This window comes from Pollutimonas sp. M17 (genome assembly GCF_025836975.1).
In the GTDB taxonomy this organism is placed as follows: Bacteria; Pseudomonadota; Gammaproteobacteria; order Burkholderiales; family Burkholderiaceae_B.
This window is the reverse complement of record NZ_CP107548.1, coordinates 2,290,551-2,305,068: the sequence shown is the minus strand read 5'-3', so window position 1 is coordinate 2,305,068 and position 14,518 is coordinate 2,290,551. Positions and strand designations below refer to the sequence as shown.

Below are 14,518 nucleotides of genomic sequence, written 5' to 3'. Positions count from 1 at the left end.
CACATGCAGCCCACGGTCATTTCATGCTGCCCATCTCGCGGTCGGACTCCGCGCCTTCGAGCATCAGCGTGGTTTCCTCGATACGAGCGAAACGCCCCTCGGTATCCATTTCCGCGAACAGATACACCTCTTGCACGACCTTGGAGCCATCGCGCTTGGTGACATGCACACGGTGGCGGTCTGCATAACGGTTGCCATCGCGCAGTTCGTCCAGCACGTCAATGCGGGCCGAGGCCACCACTTCGCGCAGCTTGCACGCATGCTGCGCGAAGGCTTCGCGGTCGTCCCATTGCCCGTTGGTGCGCTGCCGGTAATCGGGGCTGAAATGGCGAGCGAGCACATCTTCCAAGGGGTGTTGCTGCTGGTTGAGGAGATCATCCAAGGCAGAGCGGATATCGGTTGTTTGCATGTCGTGTCTTCCTGACCGCGAGTAGAAAGAAATACTGTAGGCAAGCTAGAATGGCGTTTGTACGGCATAAATGACATTCAATGACGATTTCACGCCAAACATGCCCGGCCCGATGATTTCGCTGGCGCAAGCCGCCGCTGCTGACGGCCCGCTCCTGCTGGCCGTGGCGCGACAGTCCAGTACGGTACGGGCCACGCGCCGACATCGCCATGCGCGCGGGCAGTTGCTCGGCGCGACAACGGGCCTGCTATCGGTCGATGCGGGCAGTAGCCGTTGGGTAGTGCCCGCCACGCATGCTGTCTGGATACCGCCAAACGTGCCGCATGGACTGCGCTCACATGGGCCTTTCGCGGGGTGGAGCTTGTATGTCGCGGCACCCGCCTGCGCCGAACTGCCCAACGAGCCATGCGTCCTGGCTGTCTCAGGCCTGATGCGCGAGGCCGTGGCGCGGGCCGCCTCGTGGACGGGCAACGCGCTTGATGCGCCGCAGATACGACTGGCGGGTGTCATTCTCGACGAGATCCGTTCGTCGCCGCAGGTTGCTCTCGGCCTGCCTATGCCGCAGGATGCGCGGCTGCTGAAGATCACCCAAGCATTGTCTGACCGGCCCGATGATGGGCGGCGGTTGGAGGAATGGGCTGACTGGGCTGGCATCGCATCCCGGACACTGACCCGCCGTTTCGTTGCCGAGACCGGGTTCACTTTCACCGAATGGCGTCAGCGCGTGCGTTTGCTCAAGGCGCTGGAACTGCTGGCATCTGGCAGGCAGGTGACGGCGATTGCGTTGGATTTGGGATATGACAATGCGAGCGCGTTCATCGCCATGTTCCGCAGGGTCTTTGGCGCCACGCCAAGGCGCTATGAAGCCTTGATGTGCTGATTCGATCCCCTCCGCCAGCGCGTGGCCGGCATCTACCGGCGCTCGGTCATGCTCGTGAGTGGACGCTATGCGATGCTCGATGACGGCGTAGGATTCAGTTTCGTGCCGTGGAGGCCGGTGATCGAACTGCGGTTGGGACAGCAACTCGCCGCGACGGTACGTGGTGACAGTGTGTTTTGGAAAATCGGACGACCCTTTTGCCAACGGCGTAAGGTCGGATGCGCTCGACAAGTTCGCGAATTTCGGCCTGACGCCGACGCCGGCGCAAACGGTGGATATACCGCTGGTGCGCTTGCGTGGCAGGCAAGAAAGTGACCGGAGAGGATTTTATTGGTGGGGCGCTGGTCGCATCACCACTGGCTTGACGCCCGCGCAACCACTTCGCTGCTCCAGTCGACGAAAGCCCGCACGGCCGGGGAAAGGTGCCGGCTGTGTGGGTAAAGAACGGAAATCGGCTCCGGTACGGTCTGTGCTGCCCCCAGCACGCGGACCAGCCGGCCCGCGGCCAAGTGCTCACGCACCATGTAACTGGCCACGCGGATTAGACCCAGGCCGGCGATGCCGGCTTCCACGTAAGCGTCGGTGTCGTTGACGCGAACGCTCTCCTGCATGGCGATGACAGTGGTCTGCGCGCCGTCCCGGAAATTCCAATGTGCCAGGCGTCCAGCGTGGCCGCCGAGGTAGCCCACCGCTACGTGCTGTTGCAAGACCTGCAGGCTGTCGGGCGTCCCGTGCTGCGCAAGGTAATCTGGGGCGCCGCAGATGATCCAGTGGAAGCGACCGATTCGCCGGGCCACCAACTGTGAGCTGCGCAGGGCACCGGTGCGGATGACACAGTCCAGCCCCTGTCGTACGACGTCCGCCGTGGTGTCGGACAGATGCAGCTCCAGTTCGACTCGGGGGTGGCGGCGCGTGAACGCCGGCAAGGCAGCAATGAGGCAATGCCTCGCCAGCGACGAGGTAGTACCGATCTTGATCGTGCCGTGCAGCGCTCCGGCTTGTTGGGAGGCCTGGGCTTCGGCCTCCTGCAGTTCACGCAGGATCGCCTTGCAACTGTCGTAGAAGCGCAGACCCGCATCGGTGGCGCTGACAGCGCGCGTCGTGCGATTGAGTAGCCGCGTGCCCAGATGCGATTCCAGCTCCTTGATGTTGCGGGTGACGGTTGACGGAAGCACGTTCAGCGTATCGGCGGCCTGCTTGAAACTGCCGGCCTCGATCACGCGCACGAAAGTTTCCATGGCTTGCAGTCTATCCATGGTGAACATCTCTTTGGGAGGGTGGGCGAGCTAAGGTGCTAGGGTTGGGGTATCTCATCGCATCAGGACTAGAGTGGCAAATTATTGCATTTATTCAAATTATTAAAGTTGATTTGTCCGCTTTTTCATCTACTGTCTGGGACCTAAACTTCAACGCATGTGACAAGCATATCAGCCAAATTTTGCGTGATTCTCGTCACAAAGCCGCTAATTGGCCCTCCTGGCTGGTCGGTGCGAAATCATCAACTTATTCGAGTATAGGAAATTATGACTATGTCAGAAAGCAAATCCAATCGCCGTGACCTGCTGGTCCTTGGTGCCGGCCAACTGGGCATGGCGGTGCTGCGTGCGCTCGCTCCGCGCGCGGCCGAGCTCCGCCAATCGGTCACGGTTGTCGTCTCGCCGCAGACTGTCTCCAGCTCTCAGCCCGGCGACATCGAAAGTCTCGGTATCCTGCGGGCGTGGGGCGTGGAGGTCATCGGCTTCGATTTGGCGGACGATGCCGCCGCCCTGCAAGCCTTGTTTGAGCGCTATCGCACGGTGGTCAATTGCACCGGCTTCGTGGCCGGCCCCGGCACGCAGTTGAAGATCACCCGCGCCGCGCTAGCTGCCAAGGTCGAGCGCTATTTCCCGTGGCAGTTCGGTGTCGACTACGATGTGGTCGGACGGGGCAGCGGCCAACCGGTGTTCGACGAGCAATATGAGGTACGCCAACTGCTGCGCGCGCAGCAGCAGACCGAGTGGGTGATCGTCTCCACCGGTATGTTCACCAGCTTCCTGTTCGAGCCGGCGTTCGACGTGGTGAACCTGGCGGCCAGGACTGTCCATGGCCTGGGCACTTGGGACACCAGGGTCACGGTCACGACGCCAGAGGACATTGGCAGGCTCACCACGGAGATCTTGCTAGCCGGGCCGCGCATCGCCAACGAGGTGGTGTATGTGGCCGGCGATACGATTTCCTATGGTGAGTTGGCCGAGGTCGTCGAGCGCGTCACGGGACAGACATTCGAGAAGACACTGTGGTCGCTGGACAAGTTACGCGCTGACCTTGCGCAGGCACCCGATGATGTCATGACCCGCTACCGGGCCGCCTTCGCGTTGGGTGACGGCATGTGGTGGGACAAGGCCAACACCTTCAATGCCAAGCACGGCATTGATACGGTCGACGTCGCGCATTACCTGCAGCACTTGTTGGAAGCCTGACCCGGTTGTTTGCACGAGGCCGCGCGCATCGCCCACCAGGGTGTAAGCCCAGCGCGGCGCTTTCCAACGCCAGGCGTTAATCCGAAAATCGACTGGCTGGCTGATGCGCATTGCGTTCATCACCCAGCATTAACAGTCTTGATCCACTAGCAGCAAGACAGCACGCCCGAAACCGAGCCGATGCTATTCGCCGCCTACATGGAGCATTCTTCGGGCGCGCAGCCCGATGCTCCTGTGTGGCACCTAGCTCACGGCTCCGCGGCCTCCCATAGCCGCCTCCGAAAGAGCTAGCCTATTGTCCGACTTACCGTTTCATGCCTTCCGTCGTTAGCGCGAAGGACTTGACGCGAGAGCTTTTTTGTTGCTCCTTGCTTCCAACTCCCGGCTGGGAAGCCGTATTTTTACGGATTGGGGAAAATAAATGCTTGCAAATTTAGCTGTTGTTTTATACAGTACGTTTTATGGATTGACTGTGTTTTTAAACAGTATTCATGTTGCGGCTATTTCGGCGGACGGCTGCAGCAGGTAATCATAAACAGCAGCCGCCGCCTTTTATGCGAGAAAAACAATGCAAGCTCAGCACGCAAAAAAACTTCCTTCCAAATGGCCGTTTCCCGCCCGCCGCGGTCAGGACAAGTCCGGCGGCTTAAGCCGGGGCGCCATGGTTGCCGATATCTGCATGGTCGCGGCCTGGGGGGCCACCATTCCTGGTCTTATGTGGCTGGGGGTAGCGGGGGGCTTTTAAAAGCGACGGTTTCCCCGTATAATGGCAGGCTTTGCTAACTCATCCTCTGACGGGTAGGCGCGTAGTTCCTGTATGCATATAGGCAAGTAGTACGCACACGCACGTAAGCGCGTGGGCATGTGCGTATTGCATGGGTACTGGCGTTCATGATCGAACACATTGCGTGTTGCCGGTTAAAAACGTTTTAAAACGCCCGCATCAAGATGAAACCTGGAGTGTTCGTTGTGAACCTGATCGAAACTATTGAACAAGAAGAAATCGCACGCCTTACCGGCGGCGAAGCCAAACCCGTATTTGGCCCTGGCGATACCGTCATCGTCAATGTAAACGTCGTCGAAGGCACGCGCAAGCGCGTGCAGGCCTATGAAGGCGTCGTCATAGGCAAGCGTAATCGCGGCCTGAACTCGTCCTTCATCGTTCGCAAGATTTCTTCCGGCGAAGCGGTCGAGCGTACGTTCCAGCTGTATTCCCCGCAAATTGCCAGCATCGAAGTCAAGCGCCGTGGCGATGTACGCCGTGCTAAACTTTATTATCTGCGCAGCCGTTCGGGTAAAGCCGCTCGCATCAAGGAAAAACTGGTTCGCAAATCGGCCAGGAAGGGCGCCGCTGAATAAGCGCCGTTCACCGATGCAAACCCACAAAGGCACCCGGCGGGTGCCTTTGTTTTATGAATTTTATGTCCGAAAGCCTATTACCTTCGCAAACCAGGCGTATCGTCGTTCCCAGTTTTGATCCGCAGACGCAGCCTGTCGTGCCGAGCGAGGCTTTGCCGTCCCTGGCCGATGCCAGCATGTCGCTGGATTTCATTTGCAAGGCCTTTTCCAGCGACATCAGCTGGCAGGTCGAACCCGTTTTCTCCCAATCCTTCTATACCGACGACGCCCTGACTCAAAAAGGTGTCGTCCAGGCGGCCGTGTTTTTCCCACTGGTCCAGCGTCCTTCGGGCCTGCACGTATTGTTTACGCGGCGCGCCTCGCATTTATACGATCACGCGGGGCAGATCAGCTTTCCGGGCGGCCGCATCGAGCCGCGCGACTTGAGCGCCGCCGCCGCCGCGCTGCGCGAAACCGAAGAGGAAATCGGCGTGGCGCCGGAGTTCATCCAGCTCATCGGCTCTCAGCCCAGTTTTCTTACGTCCACGCGCTTCACCATGAAGCCGGTCATCGGCCTGATCCGTCCCGGCTTCACCATCACACCCGACGTCACGGAAGTGGCCGAGGTTTTCGAAGTGCCCCTGTCGGTATTGATGGATGTCCAGCAGCATCGCCTGCATCGGGCTCAGTTGCCCGACGGCGGCCACCGGTTCTACTTTTCGATCACCTGGCAGTCCTATTTCATCTGGGGCGCGACGGCGGCTTTGATACGTAACTTCTATCATTATCTGGCGGCTGCACAGGCGGAGTTGTTGCCATAGGCATTAGGTATTGACCGAATACATAATCATTTCAGAAAGCCTTTACTCATGTGGTCTTTCAGGCTTCCGTGTCTAAGAGACTAGTATCCATCCTAAACTGGAATGGCTATCCAGCTTTCTTGTTTACAGACGGCGATGGTCACGTAGCCCTTCGCGTAGCGCGTAGGCCCTCCAGAACATCGGGATCAAACGATGCTGCAAAATGGGCCGTCCAGGTAAATGGACTGCAGGCGTATATACAACTCAGCAAGCAGGGACGATTCGGGTAAGCAAGAGGAACAAGGCCATTAGCCCTAGAGCAAGCGGCAATGTCAAATCAAGGATGATCCATCGTAGACTCTGAACACGGAAACTCAGTTGAAACCAGTTGTCAAATCGCTCCAATGACTTGGTGATCCGGGGTACGTGCAGGTCTAGGCTCTCCACAGAAGCTTTCAGAAGGCGTAATTCGATTTCAGTGGGTGATTCAGTAATGACTGTGTTCGTAGCACGAAGATTGTCCATTTCAGCGAACCTGTCGCTAATTGCTTGAAATCTCGGGATATGCTGTAGCCACCATGAGTAAAGGGTTGACTGTCGACTATCTAACGAGTTATCGGAATTAGGGTCGCCGATTGTAAGGATGTCATTATTAGCATAGCGAGGCGCGATCTGACCAGTGAGGCGTATGCGCCACTCAAGGAAGGCCTCCACAGCATATGATAGAAAGTGCAGGAAAAAATAGAGGCAGAAGACGAATAATGATATTGGCACCAATTCGCCTGGTACGTCATTGAATTTGAAACCGAAAACCGTTGGATTCGGATCAAACTTGGCATTACTAAGAACGAGTAATGTTGATATTGAACTACATGCGAGTAAGTTCCTGCGCACCTTGAGGCCGTTATCAGGAAGATCTCCGAAGAATGGGATACCTAATATTTTTTCTAGCGCAGCTGTTTTTTTATCATCCATATTAGATCGTCCTTAAAATAAAACTGGGTTGAAGCTCTCATACGGCCGCACTCGCATCTGGCATCTGGCACCTGCTAGGAATATTTTTTGGTGCTCCCGCAACGTTTAGAAAAAACCTACCGACTGAATGGATTGCACGGGGACATGTGTTTGATAAATCTAAAAAAGCAGATATAGCCTTACCCCGGCCCATATGCACAGAAGCCCTGAGGCGTAAGCGCATAAGACACAGAATATTTGTAATATATTCACGATTTTGAGATTGGAAAGCTTCAACAAGCTTAATTTTGCCTCGATGCGAAACTGCTCTAGTGATTTCCACCAACCTTCCTGAGCCGTCAAATGGACATATCTACCGAGAGTCATGCTGATTACGGCGAGAACAATACCTAAAGAAAATTGCAAAAACGGCAGATCTGGCCTCATGACATGGTCTGTCGCCACAAGAGCAAACACGCCCGTCAGTCCCACGGAATTCAAAAGGAACAAGGTTTTCACTACCTCTAACCCCCACGTTTCTGTCGCCTGTAGTTCCGTTTTATAAGCGTCAGCCAACGCAGCTTCCAAAATTTTAATATGGTCTGGATTCGTAATTTCGACATCTGGTGGGTCAGCTTTAGTCATGCTATATGGCTCAATGCTTTGAATTCGGCTCATCAATCATATCCCTAGCTATCTACTTAATACCAGCTTGACATATCTTTTAATCGTGTTTTCTTTTTTCCTGATTCGAATGATCCGATCCATGCAGGCGTTCATCAAGCAGCAGGTAATGGAGAATAGCGAGACGGTGTAGACATGAGTACAGCGTAAGGTATTAATGGGGTTTGAAATTCGTGCTGCACAACATCCAGAGAAGGTTCACACTTAGCTCAGTGGATCTACAATCTAATTTATAGCTCTAAAGATTCGACGATTTGTATTGGCGGGGTTCTATACAATTCTGATTGCGCAATCACACCGTTATATCTCATTGATTCTTCGAGATACTTCTTGAGTGCTAAATATAGATCGTTTGGGGCCCGGGGGTCGATCAAAATACTATCAATTAAATAGTGTCCATCAACCGGTACTTTTAGAAACGGTTCCGATTTCTCCTCTAGCTTGGTAGCGCGATAGAGGAACGCCCGAACTTCTGCTTCGTGTTCAAAAGCATTACGTTTTACACAAAGTATGTCTGCGGCTTTAGATGGGCTAAATAGCTCATCATTATGACCAACGATTTTTTTAGTGAACCTATGTAGGCCGAGGGTTGATTTGTACTTAACGACTTGAAGTCTGTATTTGTATTTTTCTCCGCTGTCCTTTTGATGCTGAATGAAATTGAGCATCACCTCAGTTAGTTTCTCTCGCGTAGTTCTAATACGTACTCCTAATTGGTCCGGCGAATAAATTCGCCACATGGCATCCGAAAGCGATTTCTTGCACCAACATTGCGCAAAAATAGCGTTTTCGTACTCGTGCTTGACGCGCACTTCGTATGGATCCTCCCATAAAGAAGGATGTGAGAAGTGCAGTTCGCCTCTAAGAATATCGACGGCGTGATGGAACTTCACAATTCGGTATAAGTAGTCTTTCTTATTGGTTACCATGCCAGATTTTCTATTAATATTATGTCTAGTATCGCCCCTGCGCCTCGTTCTCGGCCAGTATCCGCTTGTACAACTCATGGCGCTCAATGGCGATTTCACCGCGTTCCAAAGCAGCCAGCACGCCGCAGCCCGGCTCGTGGCGATGCGTGCAGTTATAGAATCGGCAGTGTTGTATGCCTTCCCGGAATTCCGGGAAGCCGTGCTCGATGTCGCTGGCTGTCAGATGGTAAAGGCCGAAGGCCTGGAAGCCCGGGGAGTCGATGACGTCGCCCGAGCCGCCGGGCAGATGATACAGGCGTGTGCTGGTGGTGGTGTGCTTGCCCGTGCCCAGGGCCAGCGAGTGCTCTTGCGTGTGGGCGCGGGCCTCCGGCACCAGCGCATTGAGCAGGGTCGATTTCCCCATGCCGCTTTGACCCAGCAGCAGGCTGCAGCGGCCCTCCAGCAGGGGCAGCAGCGTGTCGCGCATGGCCTGCGGCGCCAGGGCGCTCAGCTCGATGACTTGCACGCCTGTCCTGGCCAGCTTCGCCAGGCGCTCGCGGGCCTGGGGCAGGCCGGCCGGCAGGTCGATCTTGTTCAGGATGACGATGGGCGCGATGTCGGCGCTTTGCGCGGCCACCAGGGCGCGGCCCAGCAGGTCGTCGGAAAAAGAGGGCTCGGGCGCCACCACGATAAGCAGTTGATCCACATTGGCGGCGAATTGCTTGGTGCGCATGTCGTCCGAGCGGTAGAGCAGGTTGCGGCGCTCCAGGATGCGGTCTATGGACCCTTCGTCGCGGCCTTGCGGACTGACGATGACGTAATCGCCCACGGCGGCGCCGGCCTTCTTGCCACGGGGGAAGCATTTGCGGATATGGCCGTCGGGCAGCTCCACCGTGTAGTGGCGGCCATGAGCGGCGATGATGCGCCCCTGCAGGGCAGGGGTATCAGCCATGCTTCAGGTTTTGTATGCGTATCACGGCGGGCGGATGGCTGTCGTAGAACGCCGAGTGCACCGGATCGGGGGTCAGTGTCGCGGCGTTGTCGTCGTACAGCTTGACCAGCGCCGACACCAGCCAGTCCGGAGGGCACTGCTGGGCCGCATAGCGGTCGGCCTGGAATTCGTCGCGGCGCGACAGCCAGCTTGCCAGCGGCGTCAGCCAGAAGGTGAACACGGGAACGGCCAGGAAGATCAGGATGAGCGCCAGCGCGTCGTTGGGCCGGCCAAGCTGCGGCACCACGCCCAGGCCTGTATAGAACCATACCTGGGTGGACAGCCAGCCCAGCAGCAGGAAGAAGCCCAGCGCCACGGCAAAGCTGACGAACATCCGCTTGACGATATGCTTGTGCTTGAAATGGCCCAGCTCGTGCGCCAGGACGGCTTCGATTTCATCCGTGTTCAGCCGGCTCAGCAGCGTGTCGAAGAACACGATGCGGCGCGCCTTGCCAAAGCCCGTGAAATAGGCATTGCCGTGCGCGGAGCGCCTGGAGCCGTCCATGACGAACAGGCCGCTTAATGAAAAGCCGCAGCGCCTGGCCAACTGATGTATGCGCTCCGCCATTTCCGGGTTGTCCAGCGGCGTGAATTTATTGAACAGCGGGGCGATGACGGTGGGAAACAGCCACAGGATCAGGAAATTGAACAGCACCCAGGTGCCCCAGGCCCACCAGATCCAGTTGGGGCCGGCATTGCCCATGATCCACAACACGCTGGCCGCCAGCGGCGTGCCCAGTATCAGGGTTACGATAAGCGTTTTGAGGGTGTCGATCGCGAACAGGCGCGGCGTGACCCGGTTGAAGCCGAAGCGGGCCTCCAGCCTGAACTTGCGCCAGGCGGAAAAGGGGAGCCCGACCACCCCCATCAGGGCCAGTACGACGCCGATCAGCGCCAGCTGGCGCAGCATTTCGTTTTCGATGAGCAAGCCCAGCTGCATGTCGAGGAACTGCAGGCCGCCCAGCAAGGTCAGGCCGACGAGCACGGCGGCCTCGACAACGTGCTCCACCATGGAGAATTGCATCTTGGCCATGGTGTAGTCGGCCGCGCGCCGATGGCTGTGCAGCCCGATGCGATCGGAGAACTCGGCGGGGACGCTGTCCCGGTGCTTTTGGACGTGGCGCAACTGGCGCGATGCGAGCCACAGCCGGGCCAGGATATCGGTCAGCAGGAAGGCGACGAACAGCAAGGTAAACATAAGAGGCGGACCGTGTGCGAAAATCTATGTTTTAAGGAAGGATTATATGGCGGCGAATGACCAGCGTTTAGTATGGCTCGACATGGAAATGACCGGGCTGGATCCGGAAAAAGAACGCATCATCGAAGTGGCGGTGGTCGTTACCGAGGCCGACCTTACTTTTGTGGCCGAGGGCCCGGTATTGGTTATACACCAAAGCGATGCGCTGCTCGACGCCATGGACAAGTGGAACCAGTCCACGCACGGCAAAAGCGGCCTGATCGACAAGGTCAGGGCGTCGACGCTTACGGAAGAGCAGGCCGAGGACCAGTTGCTGGCCTTTCTGGCCCAGCATGTTCCGGCGGGCAAGTCGCCCATGTGCGGCAACACCATCGGGCAGGACCGCCGCTTCATGGTGAAGTACATGCCCAGGCTGGAGTCCTATTTCCATTACCGCAATCTGGACGTCAGCACGCTCAAAGAGCTGTCCCTGCGCTGGAAGCCCGAAGTCTACAGGAGCTTTGTGAAGAAAAGCCGGCATGAGGCGCTGGCCGACATCTACGAATCCATTGAAGAACTGAAGCATTACCGCGAGCACTTCATCAAGCTGTAGCCGCAGCATGCGGCGCCAGCCAGGCAAGCCGCAAGCGGATCGCCGCCGCCTTCATGCGGCTTGCGATTGGGCCTGGTTTTCCCGCCCCCCGAACCGTTCCAGTGCATAAGGCTTCAGGGCCTGATAGCGCATCGGGTCCTGGCCCAGCAACTGCTCCAGATGCTCTTCCGCCAGGTCGAACACGGCCCAGTACAGCTTGCCGCAAAGGCGGCGCGCCGCGTGTCCCGGCCAGTCCGCCGGCAGCAGTTGCCGAGGCAGTTGCGGGTCGTGCAGGACGATGCGCCGCCATGCATGCAGGGTCAGGGCGCGTATCGCAAAGGCCTGGGACGGCCGCATGTGCCGGTTGACCGCTTCCTGGATGGGGCCGAAGGTTGCGGAAAAGTCCCGGTACTGCCCGGCGACGCCCTCCATATCCCAGCATTGGGATATCAATGCGCTGATCACCAGGCCGTGCCCCTCGTTCATTTCATGGGCGCTCAGCACCAGGGCGTGGTCGGCCAGTTTCAGCTTGTTCAGCACTTTTTGCACGGCGGCGGTCTGATTGCGCGGCAAGGCGAAAATGCCCGGCGCGATGGCGCCGAAGCCGGCCCAGATCAATTCGCGCCTGACTTCGCCGCGCTTGGCCAGGCTGCCATTGCCGAAGCGCGGCAGTATCACCAACGTCCAGTCGCCCGCCCAGTCCGCCGGGGAGCCGTCGTAGATGCGTTCCGACGCCTGCCGGGTCAGCTCCAGGCCCTGTTCGCTGAGCCGGTACAGGCTGCGCCGCCCGTGGCGCTCCGACTGCAGCCAGTCCTGGGCGACCAGCCTGAATACGCTGGTGCGCAATAGGCGTTCGTTGATCCCCAAGGGGGTGACCAGTTCGATCAGATCGCTCAGCCAGATGCTGCCGCCGTGGGGTTCGATGGCGTCGCCCAGCAGGGTGACGCACAAGGATTTGGCGCGGGGCGGATCGTGTTCAAGCAAGGTGTGAACCAGTCGTTGCAGCGTGTTGTGCGTATCGGGCATGGCGTCGATCGTGTTGGCGGACAGGCCATCTTATACGAAAGAGGGATAACCCTATTTGATACTAAAATTTGATTGACATCAATATTTTTGTATTAAATAATGAAACATCGCCGCATGAGCATGAAACAGACAGGAGATCGCCATGTACGCCCAGCTCGTTGAAACCGGGGTCAAAAGCGTCCGATCGGTGGAAGATCTGACCGGGGCCGAACGGGTCTTTCAGGAACGCATCGACGAAGGTGTCCGGATCGAACCCAAGGAATGGATGCCGGAGGCCTATCGCAAGACCCTGGTGCGCCAGATTTCTCAGCATGCGCATTCGGAAATCGTGGGCATGCTGCCCGAGGGCAACTGGATCACCCGTGCGCCCACGCTCAAGCGCAAGGCCATCCTGCTGGCCAAGGTGCAGGACGAGGCGGGCCATGGCCTGTACCTGTACAGCGCGGCGGAAACCCTGGGGGTCTCGCGCGACGACCTGGTCGACGATCTGCATTCGGGCAAGGCCAAGTATTCCAGCATCTTCAATTACCCCACGCTGACCTGGGCCGACATCGGCATGATAGGCTGGCTGGTCGACGGCTCGGCCATCATCAATCAGATCCCGCTGTGCCGCTGTTCCTACGGGCCCTACGCGCGCGCCATGGTGCGTGTGTGCAAGGAAGAATCCTTCCACCAGCGCCAGGGCTACGACCTGCTCATACAGATGTGCCTGCACGGCACCCGGGCGCAAAAAGACATGTGCCAGGAAGCCTTCAACCGCTGGTGGTGGCCGGCGCTGATGATGTTCGGCCCGTCCGATGCCGATTCGCCCAATAGCGCCCAGTCCATGCAGTGGCGCATCAAGCTGTTTTCCAACGACGAGCTGCGCCAGAAGATGGTGGACCAGACCGTGCCGCAGGCCGAGTACCTGGGCCTGAAAGTGCCCGATCCCGACCTGAAGTGGAACGAGGAGCGGGGCCACTACGATTTCGGCGAAATCGACTGGTCCGAGTTCTATGCCGTCATCAAGGGTCATGGCCCTTGCAACCGCGAGCGCCTGCAGGCGCGCGTCAAGGCGCACGAGGACGGCGCATGGGTGCGCGAGGCCTTCAATGCCTACGCCGGCAAGCAGGCCGCCAGGAAAGTCGCCTGAACGCTGTTCTTGATTTATCGGGATACGGCGTCCGCGCCGCATCCTTCTTTGATTGAATGCCGGCGAAAGCCGGCTATCGGGGGTACGGAAATGAGCCAGAACGGATGGCCTCTCTGGGAGGTGTTCATTCGCAGCCAGCATGGCCTGGCCCACAAGCACGTGGGCAGCCTGCATGCATCGGACGCCGAAATGGCGATCAACAACGCACGCGACGTCTATACGCGCCGCAATGAAGGCCTGAGCATCTGGGTGGTCAAGGCGGCCGACGTGGTGGCCAGCAGCCCCGGCGACAAGGAACCGTTGTTCGAGCCGGCCAACAACAAGGTCTACCGCCATCCCACCTTCTTCCCCATGCCCGAAGAAGTCAAGCACATGTAGGAGGCCCCATGGACCACGCCTTGTTTCAATATTTGCTGCGCCTGGGCGACACCACCCTGATTCTTTCGCACCGCGTTTCCGAATGGACCGGCCACGGCCCCGCGCTGGAAGAAGACCTGGCCATGACCAACGTGGCGCTCGATCTGCTGGGCCAGGCCCGCCTGTGGCTGACCTTGGCGGGCGAGGTCGAGGGTCGGGAGCGCGACGAAGACCAGCTTGCCTACCTGCGCGACGCGCCGGAATACCGCAATTACCTGCTGGTCGAGCGCGACAACGGCCATTACGGCGACACCATCGCGCGCCAGTTTTTCTTCGACGTGTGGCACTACTTCCTGCTCAAGGAACTCTGTAGTTCATCGGATGAGCGCGTGGCGGCCATCGCCGAGAAATCCATCAAGGAAGTCAGCTACCATGTCAGGCGATCCTCGGACATCATCGTGCGACTGGGCGACGGCACGGCCGAAAGCCATGCGCGGATGCAGGCGGCGGTCGACGATGCCTGGCGCTTCGTGGGTGAACTCTTCGTCGATGACGAAATCAGCCTGGACCTGGCGCAGCGCAAAGTCATAGCGCCACACAGCAGCTTGTGGGCCGACTGGCTGGGCCATGTAAAAGCCACGCTGGACGAGGCCACGCTGGCCATGCCCGATCCCGATGGCGCCAATCACCTGGCCTATCGTGGCGGCATACACGGCCGCCACACCGAAGCCCTGGGCTACATCCTGGCCGAGATGCAGCATCTGCAGCGCGCCTATCCCGGAGCTTCCTGGTGAATACCGCCGTCGCCCCG

General features: G+C 58.2%; 16 protein-coding genes and 1 pseudogene. 9 read left to right on the top strand and 8 right to left on the bottom strand.

Annotated elements, in window-relative coordinates; genetic code table 11:
• Nucleotides 1–16: 16 nt before the first annotated feature.
• Nucleotides 17–409 carry a nuclear transport factor 2 family protein gene (locus OEG81_RS10930; protein ID WP_264129267.1) on the bottom strand — a complete coding sequence of 131 codons (393 nt, stop codon included), beginning with the start codon at nt 407–409 and terminating at the stop codon, nt 17–19.
• A 70-nt stretch (nt 410–479) separates the two neighbouring features.
• Between OEG81_RS10930 and OEG81_RS10925 the strand changes: the two genes are divergently transcribed.
• Entirely contained in the window at nt 480–1,289 is an 810-nt protein-coding gene (locus tag OEG81_RS10925) for an AraC family transcriptional regulator (RefSeq protein ID WP_264129266.1), read from the top strand.
• Nucleotides 1,290–1,304: 15 nt separating this feature from the next.
• Nucleotides 1,305–1,481: pseudogene (locus OEG81_RS10920) on the top strand (DUF3363 domain-containing protein); the annotation flags it as partial.
• 158 nt (nt 1,482–1,639) lie between these two features.
• On the opposite strand, the gene OEG81_RS10915 reads toward OEG81_RS10920, so the two are convergent.
• Nucleotides 1,640–2,545 (bottom strand): LysR substrate-binding domain-containing protein, encoded by a 906-nt coding sequence (locus tag OEG81_RS10915; protein WP_264129265.1) that lies wholly within the window; start codon nt 2,543–2,545, stop codon nt 1,640–1,642.
• A 273-nt stretch (nt 2,546–2,818) separates the two neighbouring features.
• Here OEG81_RS10915 and OEG81_RS10910 point away from each other — a divergent pair, with 273 nt between their 5' ends.
• From OEG81_RS10910 to OEG81_RS10900, 3 genes are all read left to right on the top strand, one after another.
• Entirely contained in the window at nt 2,819–3,748 is a 930-nt protein-coding gene (locus tag OEG81_RS10910) for an aromatic alcohol reductase (protein ID WP_264129264.1), read from the top strand.
• Nucleotides 3,749–4,717: 969 nt separating this feature from the next.
• A complete protein-coding gene (rplS, locus tag OEG81_RS10905; RefSeq protein ID WP_264129263.1) occupies nt 4,718–5,107 on the top strand; it encodes a 50S ribosomal protein L19 in 390 nt (129 codons plus the stop codon).
• 62 nt (nt 5,108–5,169) lie between these two features.
• The gene (locus OEG81_RS10900) at nt 5,170–5,907 is read left to right on the top strand and encodes a CoA pyrophosphatase (protein WP_264129262.1); all 738 of its coding nucleotides are present in this window, start codon (nt 5,170–5,172) and stop codon (nt 5,905–5,907) included.
• Between the two features lie 243 nt (nt 5,908–6,150).
• Here the strand turns inward: OEG81_RS10900 and OEG81_RS10895 are convergent, their stop codons facing one another.
• The 5 genes from OEG81_RS10895 to OEG81_RS10875 form a co-directional block, all read right to left on the bottom strand.
• Complete coding sequence (locus OEG81_RS10895; RefSeq protein ID WP_264129261.1) at nt 6,151–6,861, bottom strand: hypothetical protein; 711 nt, start codon at nt 6,859–6,861, stop codon at nt 6,151–6,153.
• A 159-nt stretch (nt 6,862–7,020) separates the two neighbouring features.
• Nucleotides 7,021–7,518 carry a hypothetical protein gene (locus tag OEG81_RS10890; RefSeq protein ID WP_264129260.1) on the bottom strand — a complete coding sequence of 166 codons (498 nt, stop codon included), beginning with the start codon at nt 7,516–7,518 and terminating at the stop codon, nt 7,021–7,023.
• Nucleotides 7,519–7,754: 236 nt separating this feature from the next.
• Nucleotides 7,755–8,453, bottom strand: a complete 699-nt coding sequence (locus tag OEG81_RS10885) for a DUF2971 domain-containing protein (RefSeq protein ID WP_264129259.1) — start codon at nt 8,451–8,453, stop codon at nt 7,755–7,757.
• A gap of 25 nt (nt 8,454–8,478) precedes the next feature.
• Nucleotides 8,479–9,384, bottom strand: a complete 906-nt coding sequence (rsgA, locus tag OEG81_RS10880; protein ID WP_264129258.1) for a ribosome small subunit-dependent GTPase A — start codon at nt 9,382–9,384, stop codon at nt 8,479–8,481.
• A complete protein-coding gene (locus tag OEG81_RS10875; protein WP_264129257.1) occupies nt 9,377–10,621 on the bottom strand; it encodes a M48 family metallopeptidase in 1,245 nt (414 codons plus the stop codon). The genes rsgA and OEG81_RS10875 overlap by 8 nt, the downstream gene beginning before the upstream one ends.
• 46 nt (nt 10,622–10,667) lie before the next feature.
• Between OEG81_RS10875 and orn the strand changes: the two genes are divergently transcribed.
• Nucleotides 10,668–11,213, top strand: a complete 546-nt coding sequence (gene orn / locus OEG81_RS10870; RefSeq protein WP_264129256.1) for an oligoribonuclease — start codon at nt 10,668–10,670, stop codon at nt 11,211–11,213.
• Nucleotides 11,214–11,264: 51 nt separating this feature from the next.
• Here the strand turns inward: orn and paaX are convergent, their stop codons facing one another.
• Complete coding sequence (gene paaX, locus OEG81_RS10865; RefSeq protein ID WP_264129255.1) at nt 11,265–12,218, bottom strand: phenylacetic acid degradation operon negative regulatory protein PaaX; 954 nt, start codon at nt 12,216–12,218, stop codon at nt 11,265–11,267.
• A 142-nt stretch (nt 12,219–12,360) separates the two neighbouring features.
• On the opposite strand from paaX, the gene paaA reads away from it, so the two are divergent.
• From paaA to paaC, 3 genes are all read left to right on the top strand, one after another.
• On the top strand, nt 12,361–13,350 hold the full coding sequence (paaA, locus tag OEG81_RS10860; protein ID WP_264129254.1) for a 1,2-phenylacetyl-CoA epoxidase subunit PaaA: 990 nt from the start codon (nt 12,361–12,363) through the stop codon (nt 13,348–13,350).
• 90 nt (nt 13,351–13,440) lie between these two features.
• The gene (paaB, locus tag OEG81_RS10855) at nt 13,441–13,728 is read left to right on the top strand and encodes a 1,2-phenylacetyl-CoA epoxidase subunit PaaB (protein ID WP_264129253.1); all 288 of its coding nucleotides are present in this window, start codon (nt 13,441–13,443) and stop codon (nt 13,726–13,728) included.
• A gap of 8 nt (nt 13,729–13,736) precedes the next feature.
• Nucleotides 13,737–14,501, top strand: coding sequence for a 1,2-phenylacetyl-CoA epoxidase subunit PaaC (paaC, locus tag OEG81_RS10850; RefSeq protein ID WP_264129252.1), 765 nt, complete (start codon nt 13,737–13,739; stop codon nt 14,499–14,501).
• Nucleotides 14,502–14,518: the final 17 nt, after the last annotated feature.